Here is a 24490-nt window from a genome sequence, read left to right as displayed (position 1 = left end):
GGGTGTCTTCTATAAAGTTAATGTAAGAAAACGTGAAGCAATCTATAAATATCAGCACTTTTGACTGATTTTTTGGCTTTTACGCAATTTTAGATAAATCCCCTATAGCTTAAAAATTTGAGCAAAAATTAATATAATACTGAAATGAGCATCACCAATACGTTACCAAAATCAAAAGCTGAATACCGTCGTCGTGAAACTGACTGGCGGTTACTTTTACGATTGGCGCCTTACGCGCGTCGTCATAAAAAGTTACTGTTCGTATCTATGTTGTTACTTGTGCCAATTTCAATAGGCAATGCAGCACGACCATTATTGATAGGGCAAGCAATTTCATTGATTCGTAACGAACCAAGTACCTATGCATTTTTGAAGCAGGGTACGTTATTGGAAGGGTTACAAATTCTGGAAGGGGCATTCCTCGTAACGGTAATTATACGGCTATTACTCACAGGGTTTCAAGGGTATCTTGTCCAAAGAGTCGGACAGAATATTACTGCGGAAATACGCCAAGATTTATTTCGTCACGTTACATCTTTGGCTGTAAGATTTTTTGACCGTACTCCTGTAGGTAAATTGATTACTCGGTTGACTAGTGATGTCGAGGTATTAGGAGATGTATTTTCGACAGGTGCTATAGGTATATTTACAGATGTATTTTCCATGCTAGTTATAGCTGGATTCATGTTTTCTGTACAATGGCAAATCGCGTTAATGTTAATTTTGACACTAGTACCAATTGGAGCCATAATAATTTTCTTTCAGCAACAGTATCGGAAAGCGAATTATAAAGCTAGAGAAGAACTTTCTATACTTAATTCGCAACTACAGGAAAATATTACGGGTATAAATGTTGTTCAGTTATTTCGACGTGAGAAATTTAACGGCAAACTATATAGAGACTCTAACAATAAATACGTCAAAGAAGTAGACCGGACTATATTCTTTGACTCATCAGTATCAGCAACACTCGAATGGATTTCCCTTATCGCTGTTGCTGGAGTATTGTGGGTAGGGGGATGGTTACTGCTCAAACAGCAGCTAACGTTTGGAATATTATCCACATTTATATTGTACGCGCAACAGTTATTTGAACCTTTACAGCAGTTTGCCGAAAAATTTACCGTTATTCAAGCGGGTTTTACAGCTATTGAACGGGTCAGCGATATTTTAGACGAACCCATAGAAATACACGATAAACCATCACGACATTTATCTGGGTTTGAGTTTGGCTATATCGACGAAATTATCGATAATCTTGATGAGCATCAAAATGAGACGAAACGTGGTGAAATACGTTTTGAACATGTTTGGTTTGCCTACAAAGACAATGATTATGTAATTAAAGACCTCGACTTTGTGATTCATCCGGGTGAGAAAATAGCTTTGGTTGGACCAACAGGCGCCGGGAAAAGTTCGATAATCAGGTTATTGTGTCGTTTGTACGAACCAACACAAGGACGGATATTAGTAGATGGTATTGATATTCGCGACTTACCGCAAGCCGAACTACGTCGATACATGGCAGTAATACTGCAAGATGGGTTTATTTTTGCAGGAGATATCAAAGGTAATATTACATTAGGAGATGGTTACACGTTTGAAGAAGTGCAGCGAGCAGCCGAAAAAACCAACGTTGCAGAATTTATCGAACAGTTACCTCAAGGCTATCATACTCAACTGCGCGAACGCGGCACAAACCTATCAAGCGGACAAAAACAACTTTTAGCATTCGCGCGCGCAGCTATACGCAACCCCCAAGTATTAGTATTAGACGAAGCAACAGCGAGTTTAGATGTAGGTACAGAAGCACTAGTGCAAAAAGCATTAGAAGAACTATTAATCGAACGTACCGCCATAATTATCGCCCACCGTTTATCCACTATTCGCAATGTTGATAGAATTTTTGTATTAAAGCGTGGTGAATTAATAGAACAAGGTAGTCATGAACAACTAATTGATCAAGGGGGACTATATGCAACACTCCACAACCTACAAATGTTAGGAAGTTAGGCAACGGATATAACGGATGTAACGTACACAACGAATATAACGTATACAACGGATGTAGGGTGCGTCACTGCATCAACAATCTCTCACTGAACACAACAATTAAAGTGCAGTGACGCACCATCAATAATCAGGCGCCGTTCAATCGTTAAATTTAATTGTTAAAGTTTCTAGGCTCTTCCGTACTTAACGTGCTAAATTTTAATTAAAATCGATAATTTTCCTTTAGAATGAAGGCTTACAGGTACTTATAGTTGAAATTTCAGTAATTTGATTTTTATAAAAGTAATAATGGCTGTAAGATAAGTATAGCAATGGTTCCAAGCTAATTTACCAACATATTTAGCACGCTAAGTACGGAAGAGCCTGCTTAATATGGAAAATAGTAAAGCTGAATTGTATCAAAAATAACATATCATTTTGTTAAGACAATTAAAGTGAAATTATCAGGCGCCATTTCAGCAAAAATATATTGATTGTCATTATTATGTCATCATCGTTGGTCAGACTGTAAATAGTCAACGAGTTTTTGGAGGCATCTATGAAATTTACACCTTTGTTGCTTGGTGCGTTTATCGCGATGACTGCTCCTGTTGCAGCGTTTGCTTGTCCCGGTAAAGATGGTCAGTCTACACAGTTAACACCTCAACAACAATCTCAATTACAGCAGATTCAACGCAATACTTTACAAGAAGTTTCAGCAATTTTAACACCTGAACAACAAGAACAGTTTCGAGGTGAGTTAGCTTCCGGTAAAAATATGCGTGCTGCGTTTACTAACTTAAATTTATCTTCTGAGCAGCAACAGCAGGTACAGCAGATAATGCAAAATTCTAAATCTCAAAAGCAACAACTGTTGAATTCTAATACTTAAACTTGCATAGTTGGTGCGTAACGCTACAGGTCTTGTAACTACGTTGAAATTTTTTGGTAGCGTTACGCACCCTACGTTTCATGCCACATTTTCATGTCTTTGGGTTCCTATACTCAAAGACTTTTCTTGTCTTTTTTAGTGCAATTACTCAAAATTAAGCTACCTTGAGGAAAATACAGGATATATAAACTACCATGTGGCTTGTTGCGGTTTTTGTTTGTTTTGGTTGGATGATGTCGCTGTGCTTACATGAGTTTGGTCACGCGATAACTGCTTACTGGGGTGGAGATACTTCCGTTAAGGATAAAGGTTATTTGACGCTCAACCCTTTTAAGTACACTGACCCTGGCCTTAGTTTACTCGCACCGCTGTTATTTTTAATGCTGGGAGGTTTTGCATTACCTGGCGGCGCCGTTTATATAGATACTAGTAAGTTGAGAAGTCGTTGGTGGAATAGCGCTGTTTCTGCTGCTGGTTGTATAGCTGAGTTGTTATTGATACTTTTATTGGCTGGAGTTTTTCATGTTACTTGGAATTCAGCTAACGCAGACACTCTATATAATGCTCTCATGGCAAGCATTGCCTACGTAATATTTCTGAATATATATGTAATATTTATTAATTTAATGCCGATTCCAGGGTTAGATGGGTATGGTATTATTCAACCTTGGATACCTAAGTCGATTAATCAAAAGCTTAGTAAATACAGTTCCTATGGGTTTTGGATTTTAATCGCTCTACTTTGGTTTTATCCTCCGTTCGGTCAATTTTTACGGTCGTTGAGTGATAGCTTTATTGCGCTGCTGCAAATTCCTAGTTCGCTTGTAGACGAAGGCGCCAATTCATTTCGAGCGCGCGCACAATATATAGTATTAGGGTTGATTGCTGTTTTATGGTTGTTTCGCGATAAACGTAAAGATTTGTATCGCACTGGAAGCAGGTTGGTTTCAGAGGGAAAATATGAAAAGGCAATAGAAACTTTTGACAAAGCCATAGAAAAAGAACCAGGTTATTATCGCGCGTGGTTGATGCGAGGTTATACGCTTTATTGCCTGAAACGTTACGATGACGCATTGACTAGTTACGATAACGCTTTAAAACTAAAACCTGACTCAGACGACGTATGGTACTACAAAGGTATTGTTTTTGGAGATATTGGTAAAGTTGATCAGGAACTTACCTGCTACAACAAAGTTCTGGAAATACAGCCTGAATATGTAGAAGCGCTGTGTAGTCGAGGAGATATATACTTAAATCAGGGAGACTATGAGTTAGCACTTGCTGATTTTAACGCTGCAAGTTCCCTCAATACTGACTACGCCGAAGCTTGGCAAAAGAAAGGTGATGTTTTAAGCAAGCTCGAATGTGACTCAGAAGCAATTACAGCATATCAACAAGTCATGCGACTGCAACCCAGGTCACCTGTTTGGGTAAAACTTGTCAACTTGCTTGGGAAAACCCAGCAGTATGAAACTATTTTATCTATATATAACCAAAAGCTGCGACTACAACCCGAAGATGCAACCGTTTTTAACCGTCGTGGTATGATTTTAGAAAAGCTTGGACAACAAGACGAAGCAAAGGTTTCATATACACAAGCGTTGAAAATTTCTGAACGAACAGTAAAACGTAATCCTGAAAATGCTGATGCTTGGTATAATATCTCGTGTTGTTATGCACTGCAAAACAATCCAGAACTAGCTGTGGAAAATTTGCGTACATCTATTAATTTGGATGAAGCACACCTGATTAAAGCAAAAACTGACCCTGATTTTGATACAATTCGTCAAAACCTGTTATTCCAAGCTTTACTATCCAAAACTTGATTAAACTGTAAAACTCGCAACCTTTAAAGAAGATAACCAAACGTTAATCACAGTATACTTCGTAAATACTGACTCTTTAGCGGCGCCGCATGAGCCTTTAAGTTCAACGGTCTTTCTGGCATCTTTAACAAGCTGTGCCTGATGACAGTATACAGAACCATCAGGCTTTTCAAAAGTTAATTCCGCCAAAATATTACTGTTGTCCTCGTTTGCCTCAACTATTCTACCAGCAACTTTATAGTTGAACCAATCCCACCCATAGCGGAATATCAGTTCTCTCTCCAATACCTGAATTTCAGGTGGTAACACCCCCCAACCCCGATATACCTGACTCAAACATTCAATATTACCCACGCGCGTCAATATCATTTTAAAAGTATCAGGGTTAAGGGCGCCATAATACCTACCATCAGGTAAGTCTATCGCAGTTGGGGCAAACCTATGTCCACCAAAATGCGTTGTTTTCCAAATTCGCACGGTATCCGGACATAAATCTGAGATTAGCGCACTCGCGTGAAAATGAAAAGGGGCGCCATACCTAGCACAGCAACGGTCATGACTACCGTGTGTACATACTAAAATATCCCTAGTCACAGATGTCTCAACTTCCAAACCAGGAACACTACCCAATAACCATTTTTTTACAAAAGGTGCTACCTGTTCAATATTTGACAAGCTATATTCCTGTTTACGATACCCACTTCCTAAACCCTCTTTGCGCTGGTATATCAAAAGAGTGGTACGAGTTGATTTATGTGAAAGATTATTCGCTATCAATAAAAACTTTATCGGTAGTCTCGCACGCTTAATTTCCGAAACCAAGTCTTTTAAATTACCTGGAACCCACCTAGAATCAAACGCTTCTGATGCCCAAGGTGGTGGACATTCTACTAATATATAAGTCTGATGATTGGCTGCACTGCCAATAATATCCTCTTCTAAAGAGCGCGAATTGTCAGAACAAAAGAAATTAGTCATCTACCTGCACTGTATTTTTATATACGAACAAACAATTTTTATAAGTTTTTACACAGAGATTCTTCAAAAGCCAAATGTTTAATCAAACAGGCGGTTGTTAGATTTAACGAAGTAATACCAAAACTTAAAGCCACTACGCTTTTAAGATTGACCACTACTTTACTACATCATCTAACATTTTCAACTGTATCTAACTAGACTTAATAACCATTTTCCTATATCACCCACTGTCAACCTATCTTTCTTGAGAAACATATTGATAAAAGTTATCAATATAATAAGAAGACAATAAATATAGAGCAAGAAACCCTGCTCAAACACGATTTTAAGTCTTAAGATTGATTGACAATTTAGACGTGCTTTAGGAAATGTCTAAGAAAACGTCTAACCTAAACAACTATTTACGGTTTTGTGCGGAATTTGTAATCATCCTCCTGAAAGTTTAGTTTATATAGTCTACATGTGCCTGACTAACGCACGTTATGCATCGACTCTAACTCAAGGCAATAAAATTTGCAAGTAGTTGCAAGTAATTCTCTATTAATTTAAACTAATTTACAAATATTTAATCAAATCAAACCCTGATTAAATGTAATTCACGAACAAATGAGGATTCCCATAGATGATTGTCTATACTTAAATAAATTAAAAAATATTCTCAATAGTTTTGATTAAAAGTAGATGTATGGGGATACAGAGATACAGAAGTTAGGATGGTAGAGCTAACATCTTGGATAAATGAGCATCTTATGGCAGTTGCTTCTTTCTGCTTCTATGCAGAGCTAAATGATTTTTTACCACGGCATAAAAGACAGGTAAACATCAGTTATAACTTTACAGAGCGGGCTTCTGTCAAGGATATCATAGAGTCCTTTGGAATTCCGCATCCCGAAGTGCATTGTATAGAAGTCAACTCTGAATTCGTTACTTTTACTTATATAGTTCAGGATAAAGACAATATAAATATTTATTCGATATCAGCTTCCAAGCAGGTCAAACCAAGCAAAACCGTTCAACCGCAACCAGAAGTCTACACTTTTGTTCTCGATATACATTTGGGTAAACTTGCCACATCACTGCGGTTATTAGGGTTCGATACGTTGTACCGTAACGATTACGAAGACAAAGAGTTAGCGCGCGTCTCCAGCAGTGAAAATCGAATTTTGTTAACTCGTGACAAAGGATTGCTGATGCGGAGTATAGTTGTGAACGGTTACTATGTACGACAAACCGACCCACAGCTACAAATAGTCGAAATTCTACAAAGGTTTAACTTATTTGAACACGTGGCGCCGTTTCGTAGGTGTTTGCGTTGTAACGGATTGTTAAGCCAAGTAAATAAAGAATCTGTAATTAATGAGATACCAGAAACAGTTAAAAATCTCAACCACGAATTTCATCGCTGTCAGTTTTGCAGTCAAATATATTGGAAGGGGTCACACTACGATAAGTTACAAAACTTTATTGGTAAGATTTTGAGTGCTGAGTGCTGAGTGCTGAGTGCTGAGTGCTGAGTATTAATAGATGAATACTTGATTAATACTCAGCGCGCGACAAATGAAATGTGCCAAAATAAAAAATAAACCTTAACAGCTAGCTTTGTATAAAGTGGGGTTAACAATACATTTCTTAACAAAGAGAGGAGTAATAGTTTATTAAAATAGTAAAGGCAGAACTATGTATTCAGCACAAGCAACCGCACTCTTAATATTAGATGCTCAGAAAAGAACTAAAGCTGTACCAGAGAAACTGGAGAGTGAACTCACGTATGTAGCAGGATGGTGCTACTGGTACAAAGGAGCAAGTATAGTCAAAGAGTTTGCTTACTCGTGTTTAGAATTGTTAAGCAAAGAGAAATTAAACCTCATACTCAAGGAGTTGGGGTTAACTGTTGCAAAGTCCTCGACAAAAGAAGATATACTTAGAGTATTAAAAGAAGTTAAAATTACAGAGTTACGTGCGGTATTAACGAAAAAAGTCATGCCAGACTTTGAACTGTCGGTAGTAACTTTTGAAAAATTGTTTCGTATATCCACAGCTAACCGTCGCAGACTACAAGAATTACAAGACGCTTTACCAATAATTAAATGGGGTGACTCTAAATATGGACAGTACCCAATTTTTAGTTTAGTTAAGGTTTTAGAAATTTTACACGCTGATAAAACTTTACTCGCACAGTTTTATCAATATGTAGAAGAAAAGTTGTCGGCAAAAGCCAAACAAATCGCGCGCGAGAAGGAAATTGAGCTATCATTTAAACAAAAGTTTTTAGACAAAGTTGCACAGTATCCTGAGTTTGAGTCCGACAACAAGCTCAAAAAGCTCCTTAAAGAAGGATATTTTAGAAATGCCCATAGTCTCTTAAATACTTTAATTCAACAAAAAGAAAAAATTGCGCGCGATAAAGCTATCGAATTTTCGTTTCAGCACGAGTTTTTACAAAAAGCTGAAAAATATCCAGATTTGATACAAGAATATTATATCAAACAATTGATTCAACAAGAAAAATATAAAAGTGCGTGTAGTTCATTGAACGAACTGATAAAGCAGCAAGAAAAAATCGCACGTCAAAAAGCGCATGAACTTTCGTTTCGAGACAAGTTTATACAGAAAGCAGCAGAATATCCAGAGTTTGCTGATAAAAATAATCTCAAAAAACTATTTGGTGAAGAAAAATACCAAGCTGCGTATAATGCATTGAATGAGTTAATTCAAGAACAACAAAAAATCGCGCGTCTGCAAAAACAATATTTAGATTTGTGTGGTGAATTAGGTAAAGCAGCAGAAGCTCACGATAATTTAAATGCGTTAACCAAAGCAATTCAAGAGTTAGAAGTTGTTCGTAAAGCTTTAGCTAATAAAGCTGTTTTGGGAGACTTAGCCAAATCTTTAGATAATTTGTTACAGCAAGAAGTCGAGTTATTTAGCCAAACTGCTGACCGTCAGTTTCAATATTCTCCAGAAATACAATCAGATAAAAAAGCTTTGAGATTTTGTCAATTGGTTTTATCCGATAGAGGTATTAGTGTTGAAAATCAACTTAGATGGAGAAACATTAATAACGTACCCGATACTATTGCTAAGTTAGAGGATTTCATTTTCTCCCATCCTATATTACTCCAAATTCAAGGTGTTTCAGAACTTGCATAACAACACTTACGCTCCAATACTAACATATATACAAGTATGTAACTTATGTAATCTGCATGTTCTATTAACTGAGCATTGTTACATCCGTTACGTATATTCCAAGCCAAAAGTTAAATAATTATTAAAAAGTATGAATATGGTAAAATGTTGTGTATATTTCTTACGCTTTATAGAAAGATGAAGTATAATACAGTCGTATTTGCATTTATGTTGAGAAAAATATTAAGTGAATAAGTTTCGGGCTTTTAGCTCCTTGCTTTGCAGCTAAAAAATGCAAGCAATTAGAAATTCTTAATATTTATGTAACAATCAAACTGTAAATTCAGTAAAGTCGCTAATAGGAAGATGATGCACCTACTTCAGAAAGAACTTTGCGAACTTCGACAATTAAATCAACTCCTTCAAGAAGAAATTAGCTGTCGTAAGTTGGTTGAGTTAAAGTTACGTAGCTTTGAGGCTCAAATGCGTGCCGTCTTAGGGGCAATCAACGATATTATGCTGATTGTCAACCTAAGTGGAGATAGAGTTGAAAATGTAGAGTTATTACCGACAAAGCGATCTCAGATAGTTTGTTATAGCGATGATGAGGTAATTAGTCAAACAATAGAGTTATTTTTTTCTGAGCAAACATCAGAGATTTGTTTAAAAAAAGTTTGCCAAGTATTAGAAACGGGCATGACATGCAGTTTTGATTACAGTTTCTCTTGTATTAGGCGCCCCCCTGAAGAAGTCCGTTTGTATCGTGCCACAATTTATCGAGTATCCGACCATTCAGTTTTGTGTGTAGCACGAGATATTAGTGAATGTGTACCAACGGAGTCAGGAAGGAGTAGTGAAGAAAAGTTTCAAGTTTTAATAAATTCGGCGCCAATAGGAATATTTCAAACTGACATTTTTGGAAATTGCACTTTTGTTAACCCTCGCTGGTTAGACATAGCAGGGATATCATCTGAGGAAGCTTTGGGTAAGGGGTGGATAAAGGCATTACATCCAGAAGACCGCAAACAGGTAGTAAGAAAGTGGTACGATATAATGCCTTTGGAGCATGAATTTGTAATGGAGTGTCGGTTTATGACACCCGAAGGAAAAATTACGTGGTTGAAAGCGAATGCAGTACCGATTCATGATCAGAGTGGTAATATTAGTGGTTATTTAGGTACGCTTACAGAAATAAACGCGCGTAAACTGGTAGAGAAAGCATTAGAAATTAGCGAAGAGCAGTCTAAGCAGAAAGTTATTCAGCTAGAAATGATATTAGAACAACTTCGAGAGATTGCAAACCAGGATGGACTAACTCATGTTGCGAATAGATATTGTTTCAATAACTATCTTAACGAGCAGTGGTATAACAAAAATCCCAAAAATCCAATAATTCTTATTTTACTCGACATCGATTATTTTAAAAACTATAACGATACCTATGGTCATCCAGCGGGGGATGCTTGCTTAGTACAGGTGACAAATGCGCTGAGGTTGGCAGTAAAAGAGGAAAATAGTTTAATCGCGCGCTATGGGGGGGAAGAGTTTGCTGTGGTTTTACCCAATACTGGTTACACCCAAGCACAGGAAGTTGCAGAAGTAATTCGTAAATGTATACAGCAACTTGGCATACCTCACGAAACATCTAGTGTAAATGTAAACGTCACTGTTAGTATGGGAATTGCGCGGGCTTTACCTTCTCTTAATAGTGTACCTCAAATACTGATTGATAAAGCGGATGAAGCGTTGTATAAAGCAAAGAAAGCCGGACGTGACTGTTATTATACCGTTTTTGACTGAAATCTTAGCTATAAGTGAGTATTGATATATGTAAATATTCACTATGTATTGAGCAAAATACAATGTTTAGGCGCCGCTTTGTAATTCGTTTCCTAGTTACGCTACTTCTAGTTGGAATATTACCAATCATATATTTATTTTTGATGCCTCTGCATGACTTTGATTGCGAAGCAGAACCTTTTATGTCATCGAATGTGAAAAAGTTTCAAGTGAGTGCGACCAAAGTAGTAGCTCAACCTTGGTACGGAGAACACATGGTGTATGGAATTTTTACAATACCCGATGAATATAAAGAAACACCATTTTTTATACTAACAGTCAAAGGCGCCGGTAGCTTCTGCGAAAAACCATTTGGAAACAGTCAGCAAGTAGATAACATAACCGCTCAACCAGGTACACACCTAATTAAAGATTATATTAGAACTCGTTTGGCATTAAAGTTAATTTTACAAGGTTTATACAGTACAATTAGTGATAAAGATAATTGGACGCTTACTTATCCTAGTAAAAATATTACGTAGTAATCTATTTACCGACATATTGATGCTGCATATTAAACCTCAAATCCATACTTTTCTTTTAAAAAATAATAGTAGTTACTTGTCACTTTATTCAATTAATTTATTATTAAAATTATTTAGTATTGTTGATGTTTTATACTGTATACTCAACAAAGTGAATAAATTAATCAAATAAACTAATAAAAAATAAATTAATAATTAAATTTGTTTATGGCAATATCTCATGCAATTTTGGCGGCATTAGTAGACTCGGCGTGTAGTGGGTATGACTTATCGAAGCAGTTTGGGGGGAATGTGGGTTTGTTTTGGCACGCAACCCAGCAGCAGATTTACCGAGAGTTGAGTAAGTTAGAGGAGCAAGGATATATAAGTGCAGAGGTAGTTAGACAAGAAGGGCGCCCAGAAAAGAAGGTATTCTCGGTTACGGAGACAGGGAAAGATTATCTTCGCAAATGGATATTGGAACCATCTGAAGTTAGTCCAGTGAAGGATGAGTTGCTATTAAAGCTGTTTGCAGGTGCGGTTGTGCAAAAGAATAAAATTATCAAGGAACTTGAAAACCACCGCGCGCAGCATGAGGATGTTTTAAAAGCATATTTGGCAATAGAAAGTAAATATTTTGTTGACCCGCAAGCTTTGCCGTTGTCTGAAAAATACCGCTATGTAACACTCCAGCAAGGGATACGCTACGAAACCGAGTGGTTAAAGTGGTGTGAAGATACTATCAAGTTTTTACGTGAAGATAAATCTAATTAGATTTTATAGTAAACTTGTATTATAAACACACAACAGCATCTGCGACTTCTATTAATTATGGCTCAAACAATACAGGCGAAGGAAGTAACTTTATTAGAGTTAGAAACAAATTTTGGACTTCAGATGGTCTTAGATGAGCAATTTTTTCCAGAGTGGCAGCATAGTTTACCAGAAATTACAGACGCAGAAAAACAACGACTTGATCGGGCGAAAGCTAGTTATACTAATTTACTTAAATATCCGCCTTTGCTAGAAAATAGTGTGAAAATGGTGATATTATCGCCATTATTGGATTTGTCTGACTTTTATTTATCTCCATTTCATATCAGATCAGAAAAGTCTGTACAAATTTTTGCTAAGGATGAAGATGTAATAGTTAGAGGCAACATTGATGTTTTGGTGTTGCAGGAAAAGTTAACGGTGGTTGTTATTGAGTCCAAGCAAGCAGCTTTTTCTCTCGAAGCTGGAAAAGCGCAGATTTTATCTTACATATTATCTATTGCTAGCTCTGATGTACCAGTATATGGATTAATTACAAACGGCGCCAGTTTTCTTTTTATTAAGTTAGTCAAGCAACAAATAGCAGTATATGGTTTTTCTCGTTTGTTCTACTTATTCAATCCTGGCAACGAGCTATACAATGTTCTCAGTATTTTAACGCGTTTAGGTCAGTTAGTAACTGCAAAGGAGTTTAATTGAAATAAAGGTTTAATTAGATTGGCAATTTTTAGGAAATATTGGACAGGTGCCCATCTTCCATATAAATAATACGGTCAGCAATATCTAAAATACGATTATCATGAGTTACTAATAAAATAGTACATCCTTGTTCTTTTGCTAAACGCTGCATGAGGTCTACAACGTCTCGACCTGTCTTTTTATCTAATGCAGCAGTTGGTTCATCTGCTAAAACTAACTTCGGACTACTTACTAAAGCACGAGCGATAGCAACCCTTTGTTTTTGTCCACCAGAAAGGTTTTCTGGATAGTAGTTAACTCTTTCCTCTAGTCCAACTTCTGCTAATATAGCTTCAGATTTAGTACGAGCTTCTTGATTACTAATATTTTCATGCAGTTCTATGGACATTTGAACATTTTGTCTGGCTGTCATAAATGGCAATAAATTGTGAGCTTGAAAGATATAGCCAATGTGACGACGAGTTAGTACCATTTGCTCTTCATGGGCGCCATGCAATTCTTGACATAAAATTTTAATACTTCCTTCTTGCACAGAGCGTAAAGCTCCTATTAATGATAGTAATGTAGTTTTTCCTGAACCCGAAGGACCAGTCATAATGACAATTTCTCCAGCATGTATCTTAAAGTTAATATCAAATAATATTTGTTTTTTTAAAGCACCTTTACCAAAATAATGATTCAAGTTCCGAATTGCTATTACTTCTGTCATAAGTATTTAACCTCTAAAAAATATCAGCAGGGTCTGCTGCTTTGAGTTTACCTACAGCAGTGGCACCAGAAATAAAACACATAACGATAGTAGATACCATTACAAATAATGCTCTTTGAAAATTCATTGCGATGGGTAGAAGGGTAGCTTGTTTTGCAAATTCATATTGAATTATAGATAGAATAAAACCTGGTATATAACCCAAAATAGCGATTAAGAATGCTTGTTGAATCACCATTGACAAAAGATAATTATGTCGGTATCCCATAGCCTTGAGAGTAGCATACTCGGCTAAATGCTCCGAAACATTAGTGTAAAGAATTTGATAAACAACAACTATTCCAACGATAATTCCCAAAGATACCCCTAAATTAAAAATAAAACCAATTGCAGTACTGCTCTGCCAATAATTTTTCTCGAATTCAATTAATTCTTTTTTGGAAAAAACTATAACATCTTTGGGTAAGTAGTCTCGCAAATTATTGGAAAATTCTTGAGCATTAGCCCCAGGTTTCAATTTAATTAACCCAATATCAATAAAACCTTGTTTTCGATTGCTAAAAATCCTTAAAAAATTCAGATGGCTAGTAAGTAAATTTCCATCAGAACCAAAAGATGTTCCTAGTTCAAACAGTCCATCTACTTGAATTTTACGATTATTTCCGCGATTACCAATTTCTGTTGTAACGTTTACCCCCTTTTCAAATTTTGTAACGACGGAACCAAATTCAGACCGAGAATTACGGTCAAATAAAACCATATCTGGTATCTTTAATGCATTAGTATTCTCCTCTGCTCCCGGAAAATCGAATATTTGATGTCCTATTTCAAAACCAATCACAAAAATATTGCGCCAATAGTTTCTAGTATCTGGGTTTTTCCATTGACCAAAACCTAAATATATAGGAGTAATAAAATCTACTTCATCAAATGCTAAAGATTGAGTTAAGCGTCTTTCAGGAAAGGTTTCCATCGCTATTAAAGATGTTGAACGTGGGCTAATTAAAAAGCAATCACCTAGTAAACCTTTATGAAGACGAACAGCACTATCAAACAAAGCATCACGAATACCAAGTTGCATAAACACAATAACTACAGCAAAGATAACTCCCGAAAGCGCTACAATCAAGCGAGTTTTTTTGTGTTTAAGTTGTAACCAAGATATAGGTAATTTCATCATATTTCTGTTACTAAATAGAGGTTAATTGTTAATATTGCTTTTAGGATTCGATAGGTTTATTACCACTTTTACTTGCAAATTTGTCAATGCCGCTACTTTCTGACTAGCTTCTGAATTGAGACGAATTTTTACTTCAACTACTCTGGAGTCTGCATCTGCAACTGGGTCAGTACCTAAAGCATTTTTTGTCCCAATTTGTAAACCTATTTCATCTACTGTTCCTTTTAAATCTCCGATGACACTATTACTTTTAATAGTTGCTTTTTGACCGACACGAATTTGAGCGATATCTGTTTCATAAATTTCTGCTTTCACGTACATTTGGTCTGTTTGACCTAATTCAACAATTCCCTGGTTACCGATTAGTTCACCAGGCCAAGTATGAACTTTCAAAATTTGACCGTAAGAAGGCACCCGCACGTAAGCTAAGTCCAAATCAGCCATTGCTTTTTGAACTGCTGCTTGTGCTGCTTCAAGTTCAGACTCTTGCACTTGTACATCTACCGGACGGACTTCTGCAACTGCGTTTAAAGTTGCTTGCGCTTCTTTAATCTGGATTTGCTCTGTTACTATTGTGCGATTGAGGTTAGCTTTCGCCTCGGCAATCTGTTGTTGATAAGTATTAATAATCCGCTTGAGATTTGCTTGTGCTTCCAATAGACTTTGTTGGGTAGTTTGCTGTTGCAGGCAAAACTTATCGCGCTGTTGAGCTGAAACCGCTCCGTCTGTGTATAAGTTTTCATAGCGTCCGCAATCAGTTTGGGAATTTTTCAACTCAGCTTTTATCCTTTCAATTGTTGCTTGAAGCGCACTTTTTTCCCCTTGTAACTTAGCTTCTAAACTGCCTATAGTAGCTTTTTGGGTCGTTATTTGCCCTTCTAGTTCAGCCTGTGTGCGATGAAATTTAGCGTCCTGAGCCTGAACGTCACCTTTTTTAGCTCCAGCTTTTACTTGTTGCAGATGAGCTTGAGATACTTTAACTTGTGTTTGAGCTTGTTTGAGAGCTGCTTGCAAGCGATCGCGACTATCGAGAACCGCAATTACTTGTCCAGTTTTAACGCGGTCACCTCGTTTTACCAGCAATTGCTGAACTCGTGCGCCTTCAGTAAAAGCAGGGGCTGATATTTTAATTACTTCTCCTTGAGGTTCCAAATAACCAGTAGCAGCAATGGCGCCTTTCTCAGGAATCTTTGTAGAATTAGAAACTGATGTTAGACGATGAGATTGAGAATAATTTTTAACTGCTGAAGTGTATCGGACTAGTGAGTAAGTAGTTACAATACCAATAACCAAAGCAGTTGTAGCGATGAAAACATTTGTTCTCCAAGCTCTTGGTTTAAGCAGTAGCTGATACTTCATTTTTGGTATTTAATTAAAATTATAGAATTAGCGACCAGAATCTTTGCTCTTAAGATTTAAACAATGGCGCAAGAATTTTTTCGAGTGTTTGGCGCTACGAAAATATACTAGTAATTTAGTATTAATAGCGCCACGCACTAAGTCGGATTTGTGTTGCCGACAATAGTAGCTATATCATTATCATTTTCTCTTTTGCCGCCAAATCATCCAAAGTCCAAATAAAGTGCAAGAGAGTAATGTTGACGGTTCGGGAATGGATGTGAGGGAGAGAACTACTGCTCTACCGTCAGCACCAGGAACTAACCTAGCGACCTCGACCTCATCACCAGTCCAGAATTCTCCATCAAGACCTGGTGTAAATAACGGAGTAATTTCAGTACTGGCATAATCAACAAAATTATTTTTCACCCCTGGAGGAAAGCCTTGGAGTTCAGATACCGTCTTTAGCCTCAAAGGCTCTCGATTACGTACTACTCCTTCTGGTGTTCCTTGGATTTCTAAAAACAGATCAAAAAAGCTATCTGCTAGCGCTGTATTGTCTGCTCTTTGAACAATTGCTCCTGCTGAGTATAAAGATTTGTACGGAAGCGCAGATTCGGGTGGAGTAGGAGCCAAATCTGGAACTCTGTCGCCAGCAATAGCCGTGATTTTTGGAACAAAAGGAGTTGAACCAGTCGATATGCTTTGGAAGAATTCGGTTTTAATTACATCCAAATTGCCATCAATACTACCAACGTTGCCTAGCAAAGGGTCGCCTAATATAGCATCAACTGGATTTTGAGTCAATATACTGCTTGTTCCAAAAAGTTTAGCAGTAAAATCTGGTTGATTGTTTGGGTTAAAACCAAAATTGACATTAATATCAACAGAATTCGAGAAATTATAGGCGCCGCTTTTACATGTTTTCACCCATTTATCTTCTAGTCCACAGACAAGTGAAGCTGCTCGTACAGGAGTTAAAGAAGAAAATAACAACAGGGTTGTTAATCCGAATAACTCAAGAATGAATTTTGCTGTATATTTATTAATCATTTAAATCACAATTAAAACAATTTCAACATCATACAATATTTTTACAGCAGTTTGCAATTTGATAAGTAATGTTATTTAGAGGTATGCAATTTAATAACTTCCTGAATAGCATCTATTACTAACTGAGGCTCGTCGATGTGAATATTGTGTCCGCTATTTTCAGCAATTATTAATCTGTGGGATGAGAAGTCTGCCGTTTCCGCTTGCAGTTTTGTCCAAGTTTCAAAAGCCAAAAAAGCTTCTTGAACTGACGAATTACCAAACATGTTTACCCCATGAGAAAGCACGACTAAAGGTACATTGTTAGATAAAATCGTACTACTAACTTGTTCTGCGCTACTTTCCATTAATAAGTTTTCTGCAATGGCTGTTTTAAAGGTTTTGGGTAGAAATTTAGCAACAATAATTGGTTGAATATCTACAGGCAACTTTCTGACAAAATCTGGTACTGCTTCTGTTCCCTTAAATTGCACGGCAACTCGTAATAAACCTAATCTTGAAATTATAAACAAGTTGCGAAACATTCTTCCCGTTTCTGCCATGTAGTCCTGAAATTTTGGAGAAAGACGTGTATATACATCAGGAGGTATAGCATCAACTAATACCAACCCAGCTACTTTATCTGGGTACTTACTGGCAAATAGACGTACATTAAGACCCCCTAATGAATGACCTACAAGAACATATGGTTCTTTGACTCCAGCATTAGTTAGTAGTGTGTTTAATTCTTCAACCATCTGCTTACTGGTGCGAGGTTTTGGGCTAGAGTCACTCCAAGCATATCCAGCACGGTCATAAATACATACAGTCGTAAATTTAGCGACCTCTGGCTGTACTAAACTCCAGGTAGGAGACAAACCTCCAAGCCCATAATCCATAATGACGGTTGGGGCGCCTTCACCCATGCAGTTAATATGTAGTTTATAACCTCCTACATCTACGAGCTTACCTGGAGGAGGATATTTTTTTAGGTCGATGCGAGTAGCTACCGCTTGGTATATGACTCCTGCTAGAATCAATACTAAAATAAAAGTAATAAAACCACCAAGCACCAATTTCATAGGTTTACTCTTGTGTCTTTTCAAGATTATAACAGGGATTAATTCCAGGTTTACCATCAACCACAGTCAAGCAAAGAACACATTTACCAAGAGAATCAGAATCCCAGCAGTAAATTGGTATTCCCACACAAGATGGAAAATCAGTAATAGTTTCTGGTAAATCTTTAAAGGTAATATTATTAATTTTTTTACCTAAGTTTACGGCAGAAATTGCTGAAGCCAGAAGAAATAAGGAGCCGATTTCACTTAAGCATCTGCCTTCAAGAGAAATTGTTTTCCCCATTTGAATTTGATTAAGTTCTGATTCTGATAGACTCAAGCCCAGGCGGTTAAGTCCTTTTTCAATTTCACTTGTTTCGGGAACTGGTGTAGATTGATACATTGCTATTGATTCCATCTGTAAAACATTTCAAGAATATAGCTTCTTATTGTTTCGTTGGGTGGGCAGTGCCCACCTAGCCCTGTCAAGGTGAGCATGAGTACTACCCATTTATAAGGGTTTTAGCCTTTCACTGATTAAAATTTGAAAGCAAAAAACAAAATTTGCGCTCAATTTTATATTTCAGGGTTGGGGGTACAACGTAAAAATAAGGCTTCCAGCTAGTACGCAAGTGGTACACCTTGACAGGGCTAGCAGTGCCCACCTTACGTTATTGAGAAGCTGAAATTTAAGAAACTTTGACACCTTTTTGCCAAGAATGCCTTTCAGGTCGATATTTGTAGTTCTTAAACTCTTGTCGCATCTTTTCGATTTGACTGTTAGCTGGTAGGTCTTTTGTTTGGAAGCGGTAAAAAACTTCAGCCACTACAGCTTTGACGCACAACATTAACATGCGGAAGAAGTAATATAAATGATTTGGCGCCAGTAAGCCACGGATACCAAAACCTTTCCACTGAAATAGAACGTACCATAGTGCAATGTAAAAGTAAGTATATTTCATACTGGCAAAAACGTTGCAGCGTCGTGGTTCAAACTTTGTATTTTCTAGGAAGTCATCGAAGTGCTTCAGTGTACCATAGCCTCCAAGCAACTGATCTGCTCGGTAAGCGTCCATAATACCAATATTTGCATCTTGCTCTACTAGTTGGTTAAACTGCTTGCACAAATCAGCAAAAATTCCGTCTACATTCCCATTAGCAATGTTTACATATCTGGGAATAAACTTTAAATCTAAGTGCCATTTACCTACATAAGTAGGTACATGAACTCCAAACCACCACATATACTCAAAGTAAATGCGCCAGCTCATCACACTTGCGTGACCAAGTTGTTGGGGATGACCTCGATAGAGACAGTTAACACTACGAGCATAAGCAAGGTTAAATTCATTGTAAGCAGCCCGCTTATTTTCCGCATCAGCTTCTCCTGCTAACTTAGATCGAATAATTTCTGTGACGCTTTCCACTGCAAATGCAATCATTGTTGTCCCATAGGAATAAAAAGCATCAAAAATATGAGATGCATCGCCAATCACATACCAATTGTCTGGAGAAAACATCATTTTACTTCTATGGGCAATCCTTTGCCAGTAATTAAAATCAACAATTTCACCACTATCAACAAGTTGAGCGAGAAGGTTGTGATTTGCTTTTAGAAATGCATGAAACTTATCTAGAGAATTGATTTTTTCGGCAGGAATAACATCGTGATGGTGGACAACACCAATAGATAATTCCATCGATTTTTTATCAATTGGAATCATCCATAACCAATGACCATGACCAAAATAGTGATTGGTAGAATAGTAATGGCTAGTTGATGCCCCGTTTGGATGGAGACCGGAGTGGAAGATAGTGCGATCCACGTTTTTGACCCGTAGCCACGCAGAACCATTGTTAAGTCCCAGCAAATTCTCCGAGCCAAATAGAACATTATCTGTTTTGCGCCCAATGATAAACTTACGACCAGCAGCATCAACAACATGTTTTGCTTTTAATTCTATGCTTTCGCAACCAACCTTAATTTCAACTGTTTTAATTTTATCACTAGGAGCAAGGTCTACATCTACCACGCGCCCATTGTAAAAAACTGCTCCCATATCTTGATTCATTTGAAGCAAATCTTGCTCCAATTTAGCTCGGTGGAGATGAAAAGAAGCAATGGGAGTTTGTCGATTTGCCCAAACGTGATAGTAATCATCGAGAGTTTGAGTTTGAGCGGGGTCTTTTGGCCAATGGAAATTTAGCCCGGACTTAGGCGGGTGGTTTTCAATTAAATAATCGTGGAGTCCTAATTCCTTACAAAGAAAAAGAGCAGCTACTTCAATTAGGGACTCGCCAATTTTTAAGTCCTTTTCTGAGCGTTCTATCGGACGTGGGTCTACCAAAGCAATTTTAATGTTAGGCATTTTGAGCATTAGATGCCGAGCTTGGCACAAACCTGCAAATCCGGCGCCCATTATTACAACATCGTACTCTTGTGACTGGATGGTGTCCATAGTTAAATATGTCTTAAGTATTTTCAAGGTGAAACTATTTGCAAAAATCTTCTTTCTCAGCCTCTCTAAAAACGGAGGAGAACTTTAATAGAGAGGCTCTACGAGAAAATTGAGTTCAGTTTATACCTGTAACTCTAGGTGACGAGATACATCTGTATTTTGAGGTTCAGGCTGTAAAAAATGATTTTCTGTCGTAGTTTCTACAGTCCAAGGCTGGAGTACAGGTCGAAATCTATAATTCTTGATAAACTCTTGGCGCATTTCCTCAATTTCAGTATTGGCAGGTAAGCCTCTAGTTTTAAACTTATAGACTAGTTCTCCCAAAGCTGCTTGAATTGATAACCAAAAAAGTCGGAATACGTGATAGATATTTTTTGGCTTCAGCAAACCAGCAATACCAAAGCCTTTCCACTGAAACATCAAATACCAAATGGCAACATAGAAACAGGTGTACTTTAAGTTGGCAAAGACGTTGCAGCGACGCGGCTCAAATTTTGTGTTTTCTAGAAAATCGTCGAAATGCTTTAAAGTGTGATAATTTCCTATCAATTGGTCTGCTCGGTAACAGTCCATTAACCCAATATTTTTATCGCGTTCCACCAGTTGATTAAACTGTTGGCACAAATCAGCGAAGAGTCCGTCAACATTACTATTGAGGGTTTTTAAAAATATGGGTATAAAAGTGAGGTCTAAATGCCACTTGCCAACATACATCGGCACTTGAACTCCAAACCACCACATATACTCAAAATAAATCCGCCAGCTCATTACGCTAGCATGACCTAACTGTTGTGCGTGACCGCGATAAAGACAATTTACACTACGCGCGTAAGCAAGGTTAAACTCATTATAAGCCGATCTTTTCTGCTCAACATCAGCGTCACCCGCTAGATGCGCTCGAATAATTTCCGTCACACCTTCCACTGCAAGAGCTACAGTTGTTGTCCCATAGGAGTAAAAAGCATCCAAGATGTAGGCAGCATCCCCAATTACATACCAGTTATCTGGGGAGAACATTACTTTACTTCTGTGAGAAACCCTCGGCCAGTAATGGAAATCAACTGGTTCGCCACTGTCAATAATATTAGCGAGAATTTTGTGATTGGCTCTAAGAAACTCCCGAAATCTTTCTTCAGTATTTACCTCCTCTGTTGGTACTACTTGATGGTGATGGATAACGCCTATAGATAGTTCCATTGTTTTTGTGTCGGTGGGAATCATCCACAGCCAGTGACCATTACCAAAATAGTGATTAGTGGAGTAATAATGACTTGTTGAGGCGCCAATTGGGTCATATCCACTGTGGAATTGGCTTCTATCCACATTTCTAACTCGCACCCAAGCTGAACCAGTGTCAAGACCCATTAGGTTTTCCGGTCCAAAGAAAACATTATCTGTTTTGCGTCCAATAATAAACTTGCGACCTGCGGCATCAATTACATGTTTTGCCTTTAGTTCCATCTCTTTATCGCTAACCTTGATGGTAACAGTTTTAATGGCATCTTTAGGAGTAAGGTCAACATCTAAGACACGCCCGTTATAAAAAACTGCCCCCATTTTTTTATCCATTTGCAGCAAGTCCCTTTCTAACTTAGCTCGGTTAATTTGAAAGGAAGGAATTGGAACTTGTCGATTAGAACCAGCATGATAGTAATCGTCGTAAATATCTGTTTTTGCTGGGTCTTTAGCCCAATGGAAGTTTAGTCCTTGTTTGGGTGCGTGGTTTTCAATTAGGTAATCATGAAGTCCCAGTTCTTTGGCAAGGAATAAAGCAGCTATTTCTATTGTTGATTCACCAATTTTTAAATCCTTGTCAGTTCGCTCTTCTGGACGAGGATCGACTATCGCTACGCGGATACCTGGAATATTGAGCATTAGATGTCTAGCTTGGCACAAACCCGCAAATCCGGCGCCCATTATTACAACATCATATTCTAGAGACTCGGTGTTAAGCATTATTAGCTCCTAAATTAGTAGAAAATTCTTTTTTGACTTAGACTTAATTACTTGCTTCTGAAGCTTTTACACTCCACTGCTGTAGTATTGGTTGATACTGGTAATTATTGAATTCTTGGCGCATTTCTGAAACTTGGCTATTTTTTGGCAACCCTCTGGTTTGAAATTTGTGGCGTATCTCACCCATCGCTGATATACCTGATTGAGCTAATAAGTTAAAGAAATGATAGATATTTCGTGGCTTCAGTAAACCGCGAAAACCAAAGCCCTTCCATTGAAAAATAAGATACCAAATAGCAATGTAGAAGAAAGAGTGTTTCATGCTCAGAAAAACATTGCATCTTCCGGGTTCAAACTTTGCGTTTTCTAGAACATCTTCAAAGTGTTTAAAGGTGTAATAATTTCCAATTAATTGATCTGCTCGAACAGCATCCATTAAACCGATATTGCTTCCTTTGTCCACAAGTTGATTGAAATCCTCGTAAATATCCGGAAACAGTCCATTTAAGAATGAGCGATATGGTCCGATAAACAGACGCAGGAATTTGGGATTTAAATGCCACTTACCCAAGTACATTGGTAATAAAATTCCAAACCACCACATATACTCAAAATAAATGCGCCAACTCATAATGCTTGCATGACCAAGTTGTTTTGCATGGTCGCGAATGAAAGTATTGACGCTGCTAACGAAGGTAAGATTAAATTCATTATATATCTCTCTTTTCTGTTCAGCATCAGCTTCAAAAGCAAGTTTGGCTCTAATTATTTCCGTGACGCTTTCAATAGCAACAGAAATCATGCTTGTTCCCAAGGAGTAAAAGGCATCAAAAATACAGGCTGCATCGCCAATAACATACCAGTTATCCGAGGAAAACAGTGTTTTACTTTTATGTGCCACCCTAGGCCAATAGTGAAAATCTACCTTCTCACCACTTTGGATGATGTTATGAAGAACAGTATGATTTGCTCTTAAAAAAGCATCAAACTTTTCTTCAGTATTAATATTATTTGCTGGTATGACACTGTGATGATGCATGACGCCAATTGACAATTCCATTGTTTTAGTATCAATAGGAATCATCCAGAGCCAGTGACCTGTTCCAAAGAAGTGATTAGTAGCGTAGTAATGGCTGACGGCAGACCCCAATGGGTCGTAACCACTGTGAAAAAGACTGCGATCCACATTTTTAACACGCACCCAAGCCGAACCATTATTTAATCCAAACAGGTTTTCGGCGCCAAATAGGAGATTATCTTTCTTGCGTCCAATAATAAACTTTCTGCCTGCAGCATCAATGATATGTTTCCCTTTTATCTCAATTTCTTCGTCATGGAGTTTAATTTTGACAGTTTTGATGGCATCACCCAAAGTTAAATCAACATCAACTACGGAACCGTTATAAAACTTTGCTCCCATATCTTGATTCATTTTTAGTAAGTCACGCTCAAACTTGGGACGATTAATTTGAAAAGTTGGGATTGGAGGCTGACGATTAATCCAAACGTGATAATACTCCTTGATAGTTTTGGTTTTGGCTGGGTCTTTTGCCCAATGAAAGTTTAATCCAGCTTTGGGCGGATGATTTTCAATCATATAGTCATAAAGGCCTAATTCTTTTCCTATTAAAAGCGCAGCCATTTCGACTGTTGACTCACCAATTTTTAAGTCTTTATCTTCCCTTTCTTCTGGGCGGGGATCAACTAAGGCAATTTTGATGTTAGGCACATTGAGCATTAGGTGTCTAGCTTGGCATAAACCAGCAAAGCCGGCGCCCATTATTACAACATCATACTCTAATGATTGATTGTTGTTCATTGTCAAATTTTGTTGTGTTTGCATTTTCTTGATGATGTAACGATAAGTTTGTTGGTTCAAGGCGGGCTGGGTGCCCACCCTACAATAGGTCGAATTAATTTCTAACTGCTTTAGATGGGGATGAGCTTTCTACTTGCTTCAGCCACAGCTTAATACGAGGGGCTTGCCACATCCAAAGTCCTGTAAAAGCTAATATGGGAAAGACGGCAAAGCTCATCGCAATTGTATATGTTTGATTGTTCCGCCAAGGAGAATATATAAACATTCCCAAAATAACTGAGGCAAGAATGTGAACAATTCGTAACAGGCTTCTTTGCTGTTTGCTGGTATTTAGCATCGGTAA

General features: G+C 37.6%; 20 protein-coding genes. 9 read left to right on the top strand and 11 right to left on the bottom strand.

Features of this window, described 5'->3' with window-relative positions:
• The first annotated feature begins 144 nt into the window (after nucleotides 1-144).
• The 3 genes from AC2JBO_RS04900 (at nucleotide 145) to AC2JBO_RS04890 (ending at nucleotide 4710) form a co-directional block, all read left to right on the top strand.
• Nucleotides 145-2013, top strand: coding sequence for an ABC transporter ATP-binding protein (locus tag AC2JBO_RS04900; RefSeq protein WP_496952509.1), 1869 nt, complete (start codon nucleotides 145-147; stop codon nucleotides 2011-2013).
• 538 nt (nucleotides 2014-2551) lie between these two features.
• Nucleotides 2552-2884: a hypothetical protein gene (locus tag AC2JBO_RS04895; RefSeq protein WP_496952508.1), complete on the top strand. Its 333-nt coding sequence runs from the start codon at nucleotides 2552-2554 to the stop codon at nucleotides 2882-2884.
• A 194-nt stretch (nucleotides 2885-3078) separates the two neighbouring features.
• A complete protein-coding gene (locus AC2JBO_RS04890) occupies nucleotides 3079-4710 on the top strand; it encodes a tetratricopeptide repeat protein (protein WP_496952507.1) in 1632 nt (543 codons plus the stop codon).
• Here AC2JBO_RS04890 and AC2JBO_RS04885 read toward each other — a convergent pair whose 3' ends face one another.
• On the bottom strand, nucleotides 4711-5688 hold the full coding sequence (locus AC2JBO_RS04885) for a ferredoxin family protein (RefSeq protein WP_496952506.1): 978 nt from the start codon (nucleotides 5686-5688) through the stop codon (nucleotides 4711-4713).
• Between the two features lie 749 nt (nucleotides 5689-6437).
• Here AC2JBO_RS04885 and AC2JBO_RS04880 point away from each other — a divergent pair.
• The 6 genes from AC2JBO_RS04880 (at nucleotide 6438) to AC2JBO_RS04855 (ending at nucleotide 12593) form a co-directional block, all read left to right on the top strand.
• Nucleotides 6438-7181, top strand: coding sequence for a Mut7-C RNAse domain-containing protein (locus tag AC2JBO_RS04880; RefSeq protein ID WP_496952510.1), 744 nt, complete (start codon nucleotides 6438-6440; stop codon nucleotides 7179-7181).
• A gap of 184 nt (nucleotides 7182-7365) precedes the next feature.
• On the top strand, nucleotides 7366-8838 hold the full coding sequence (locus AC2JBO_RS04875; protein WP_496952505.1) for a hypothetical protein: 1473 nt from the start codon (nucleotides 7366-7368) through the stop codon (nucleotides 8836-8838).
• Between the two features lie 345 nt (nucleotides 8839-9183).
• Nucleotides 9184-10617, top strand: coding sequence for a diguanylate cyclase domain-containing protein (locus tag AC2JBO_RS04870; protein ID WP_496952504.1), 1434 nt, complete (start codon nucleotides 9184-9186; stop codon nucleotides 10615-10617).
• A gap of 62 nt (nucleotides 10618-10679) precedes the next feature.
• Complete coding sequence (locus AC2JBO_RS04865) at nucleotides 10680-11138, top strand: hypothetical protein (RefSeq protein ID WP_496952503.1); 459 nt, start codon at nucleotides 10680-10682, stop codon at nucleotides 11136-11138.
• A gap of 210 nt (nucleotides 11139-11348) precedes the next feature.
• Nucleotides 11349-11894: a PadR family transcriptional regulator gene (locus AC2JBO_RS04860; RefSeq protein ID WP_496952502.1), complete on the top strand. Its 546-nt coding sequence runs from the start codon at nucleotides 11349-11351 to the stop codon at nucleotides 11892-11894.
• A gap of 57 nt (nucleotides 11895-11951) precedes the next feature.
• Complete coding sequence (locus AC2JBO_RS04855; protein ID WP_496952501.1) at nucleotides 11952-12593, top strand: restriction endonuclease subunit R; 642 nt, start codon at nucleotides 11952-11954, stop codon at nucleotides 12591-12593.
• Nucleotides 12594-12621: 28 nt separating this feature from the next.
• On the opposite strand, the gene AC2JBO_RS04850 is transcribed toward AC2JBO_RS04855, so the two are convergent.
• From AC2JBO_RS04850 to AC2JBO_RS04805, 10 genes are all read right to left on the bottom strand, one after another.
• Nucleotides 12622-13302 carry a DevA family ABC transporter ATP-binding protein gene (locus AC2JBO_RS04850; protein WP_496952500.1) on the bottom strand — a complete coding sequence of 227 codons (681 nt, stop codon included), beginning with the start codon at nucleotides 13300-13302 and terminating at the stop codon, nucleotides 12622-12624.
• Nucleotides 13303-13315: 13 nt separating this feature from the next.
• Complete coding sequence (devC, locus tag AC2JBO_RS04845; RefSeq protein ID WP_496952499.1) at nucleotides 13316-14482, bottom strand: ABC transporter permease DevC; 1167 nt, start codon at nucleotides 14480-14482, stop codon at nucleotides 13316-13318.
• Nucleotides 14483-14503: 21 nt separating this feature from the next.
• On the bottom strand, nucleotides 14504-15841 hold the full coding sequence (locus AC2JBO_RS04840; RefSeq protein WP_496952498.1) for an ABC exporter membrane fusion protein: 1338 nt from the start codon (nucleotides 15839-15841) through the stop codon (nucleotides 14504-14506).
• A gap of 180 nt (nucleotides 15842-16021) precedes the next feature.
• Nucleotides 16022-16873, bottom strand: coding sequence for a hypothetical protein (locus tag AC2JBO_RS04835; protein ID WP_496952497.1), 852 nt, complete (start codon nucleotides 16871-16873; stop codon nucleotides 16022-16024).
• Nucleotides 16874-16944: 71 nt separating this feature from the next.
• The gene (locus tag AC2JBO_RS04830) at nucleotides 16945-17934 is read right to left on the bottom strand and encodes an alpha/beta hydrolase (RefSeq protein ID WP_496952496.1); all 990 of its coding nucleotides are present in this window, start codon (nucleotides 17932-17934) and stop codon (nucleotides 16945-16947) included.
• A 4-nt stretch (nucleotides 17935-17938) separates the two neighbouring features.
• Entirely contained in the window at nucleotides 17939-18331 is a 393-nt protein-coding gene (locus tag AC2JBO_RS04825; RefSeq protein ID WP_496952495.1) for a hypothetical protein, read from the bottom strand.
• A 271-nt stretch (nucleotides 18332-18602) separates the two neighbouring features.
• Nucleotides 18603-20372: an NAD(P)/FAD-dependent oxidoreductase gene (locus AC2JBO_RS04820; RefSeq protein WP_496952494.1), complete on the bottom strand. Its 1770-nt coding sequence runs from the start codon at nucleotides 20370-20372 to the stop codon at nucleotides 18603-18605.
• 120 nt (nucleotides 20373-20492) lie between these two features.
• Nucleotides 20493-22328 carry an NAD(P)/FAD-dependent oxidoreductase gene (locus AC2JBO_RS04815; RefSeq protein ID WP_496952493.1) on the bottom strand — a complete coding sequence of 612 codons (1836 nt, stop codon included), beginning with the start codon at nucleotides 22326-22328 and terminating at the stop codon, nucleotides 20493-20495.
• Between the two features lie 43 nt (nucleotides 22329-22371).
• Nucleotides 22372-24207 (bottom strand): NAD(P)/FAD-dependent oxidoreductase, encoded by a 1836-nt coding sequence (locus tag AC2JBO_RS04810; protein ID WP_496952492.1) that lies wholly within the window; start codon nucleotides 24205-24207, stop codon nucleotides 22372-22374.
• 34 nt (nucleotides 24208-24241) lie between these two features.
• Entirely contained in the window at nucleotides 24242-24484 is a 243-nt protein-coding gene (locus AC2JBO_RS04805; RefSeq protein ID WP_496952491.1) for a hypothetical protein, read from the bottom strand.
• Nucleotides 24485-24490: the final 6 nt, after the last annotated feature.

The organism is Calothrix sp. CBUCES-K 9914, assembly GCF_059640475.1.
The sequence above is the reverse complement of the archived record's forward strand: the minus strand, read 5'-3'. Positions and strand labels throughout refer to the sequence as shown.

Excerpts from the sequence above, each read along its gene's own strand:
- AC2JBO_RS04900 (WP_496952509.1), top strand. The coding sequence starts at position 145 with ATGAGCATCACCAATACGTTACCAAAATCAAAAGCTGAATACCGTCGT.
- AC2JBO_RS04895 (WP_496952508.1), top strand. The coding sequence starts at position 2,552 with ATGAAATTTACACCTTTGTTGCTTGGTGCGTTTATCGCGATGACTGCT.
- AC2JBO_RS04890 (WP_496952507.1), top strand. The coding sequence starts at position 3,079 with ATGTGGCTTGTTGCGGTTTTTGTTTGTTTTGGTTGGATGATGTCGCTG.
- AC2JBO_RS04885 (WP_496952506.1), bottom strand. The coding sequence starts at position 5,688 with ATGACTAATTTCTTTTGTTCTGACAATTCGCGCTCTTTAGAAGAGGAT.
- AC2JBO_RS04880 (WP_496952510.1), top strand. The coding sequence starts at position 6,438 with ATGGCAGTTGCTTCTTTCTGCTTCTATGCAGAGCTAAATGATTTTTTA.
- AC2JBO_RS04875 (WP_496952505.1), top strand. The coding sequence starts at position 7,366 with ATGTATTCAGCACAAGCAACCGCACTCTTAATATTAGATGCTCAGAAA.
- AC2JBO_RS04870 (WP_496952504.1), top strand. The coding sequence starts at position 9,184 with ATGATGCACCTACTTCAGAAAGAACTTTGCGAACTTCGACAATTAAAT.
- AC2JBO_RS04865 (WP_496952503.1), top strand. The coding sequence starts at position 10,680 with ATGTTTAGGCGCCGCTTTGTAATTCGTTTCCTAGTTACGCTACTTCTA.
- AC2JBO_RS04860 (WP_496952502.1), top strand. The coding sequence starts at position 11,349 with ATGGCAATATCTCATGCAATTTTGGCGGCATTAGTAGACTCGGCGTGT.
- AC2JBO_RS04855 (WP_496952501.1), top strand. The coding sequence starts at position 11,952 with ATGGCTCAAACAATACAGGCGAAGGAAGTAACTTTATTAGAGTTAGAA.
- AC2JBO_RS04850 (WP_496952500.1), bottom strand. The coding sequence starts at position 13,302 with ATGACAGAAGTAATAGCAATTCGGAACTTGAATCATTATTTTGGTAAA.
- devC (WP_496952499.1), bottom strand. The coding sequence starts at position 14,482 with ATGATGAAATTACCTATATCTTGGTTACAACTTAAACACAAAAAAACT.
- AC2JBO_RS04840 (WP_496952498.1), bottom strand. The coding sequence starts at position 15,841 with ATGAAGTATCAGCTACTGCTTAAACCAAGAGCTTGGAGAACAAATGTT.
- AC2JBO_RS04835 (WP_496952497.1), bottom strand. The coding sequence starts at position 16,873 with ATGATTAATAAATATACAGCAAAATTCATTCTTGAGTTATTCGGATTA.
- AC2JBO_RS04830 (WP_496952496.1), bottom strand. The coding sequence starts at position 17,934 with ATGAAATTGGTGCTTGGTGGTTTTATTACTTTTATTTTAGTATTGATT.
- AC2JBO_RS04825 (WP_496952495.1), bottom strand. The coding sequence starts at position 18,331 with ATGGAATCAATAGCAATGTATCAATCTACACCAGTTCCCGAAACAAGT.
- AC2JBO_RS04820 (WP_496952494.1), bottom strand. The coding sequence starts at position 20,372 with ATGGACACCATCCAGTCACAAGAGTACGATGTTGTAATAATGGGCGCC.
- AC2JBO_RS04815 (WP_496952493.1), bottom strand. The coding sequence starts at position 22,328 with ATGCTTAACACCGAGTCTCTAGAATATGATGTTGTAATAATGGGCGCC.
- AC2JBO_RS04805 (WP_496952491.1), bottom strand. The coding sequence starts at position 24,484 with ATGCTAAATACCAGCAAACAGCAAAGAAGCCTGTTACGAATTGTTCAC.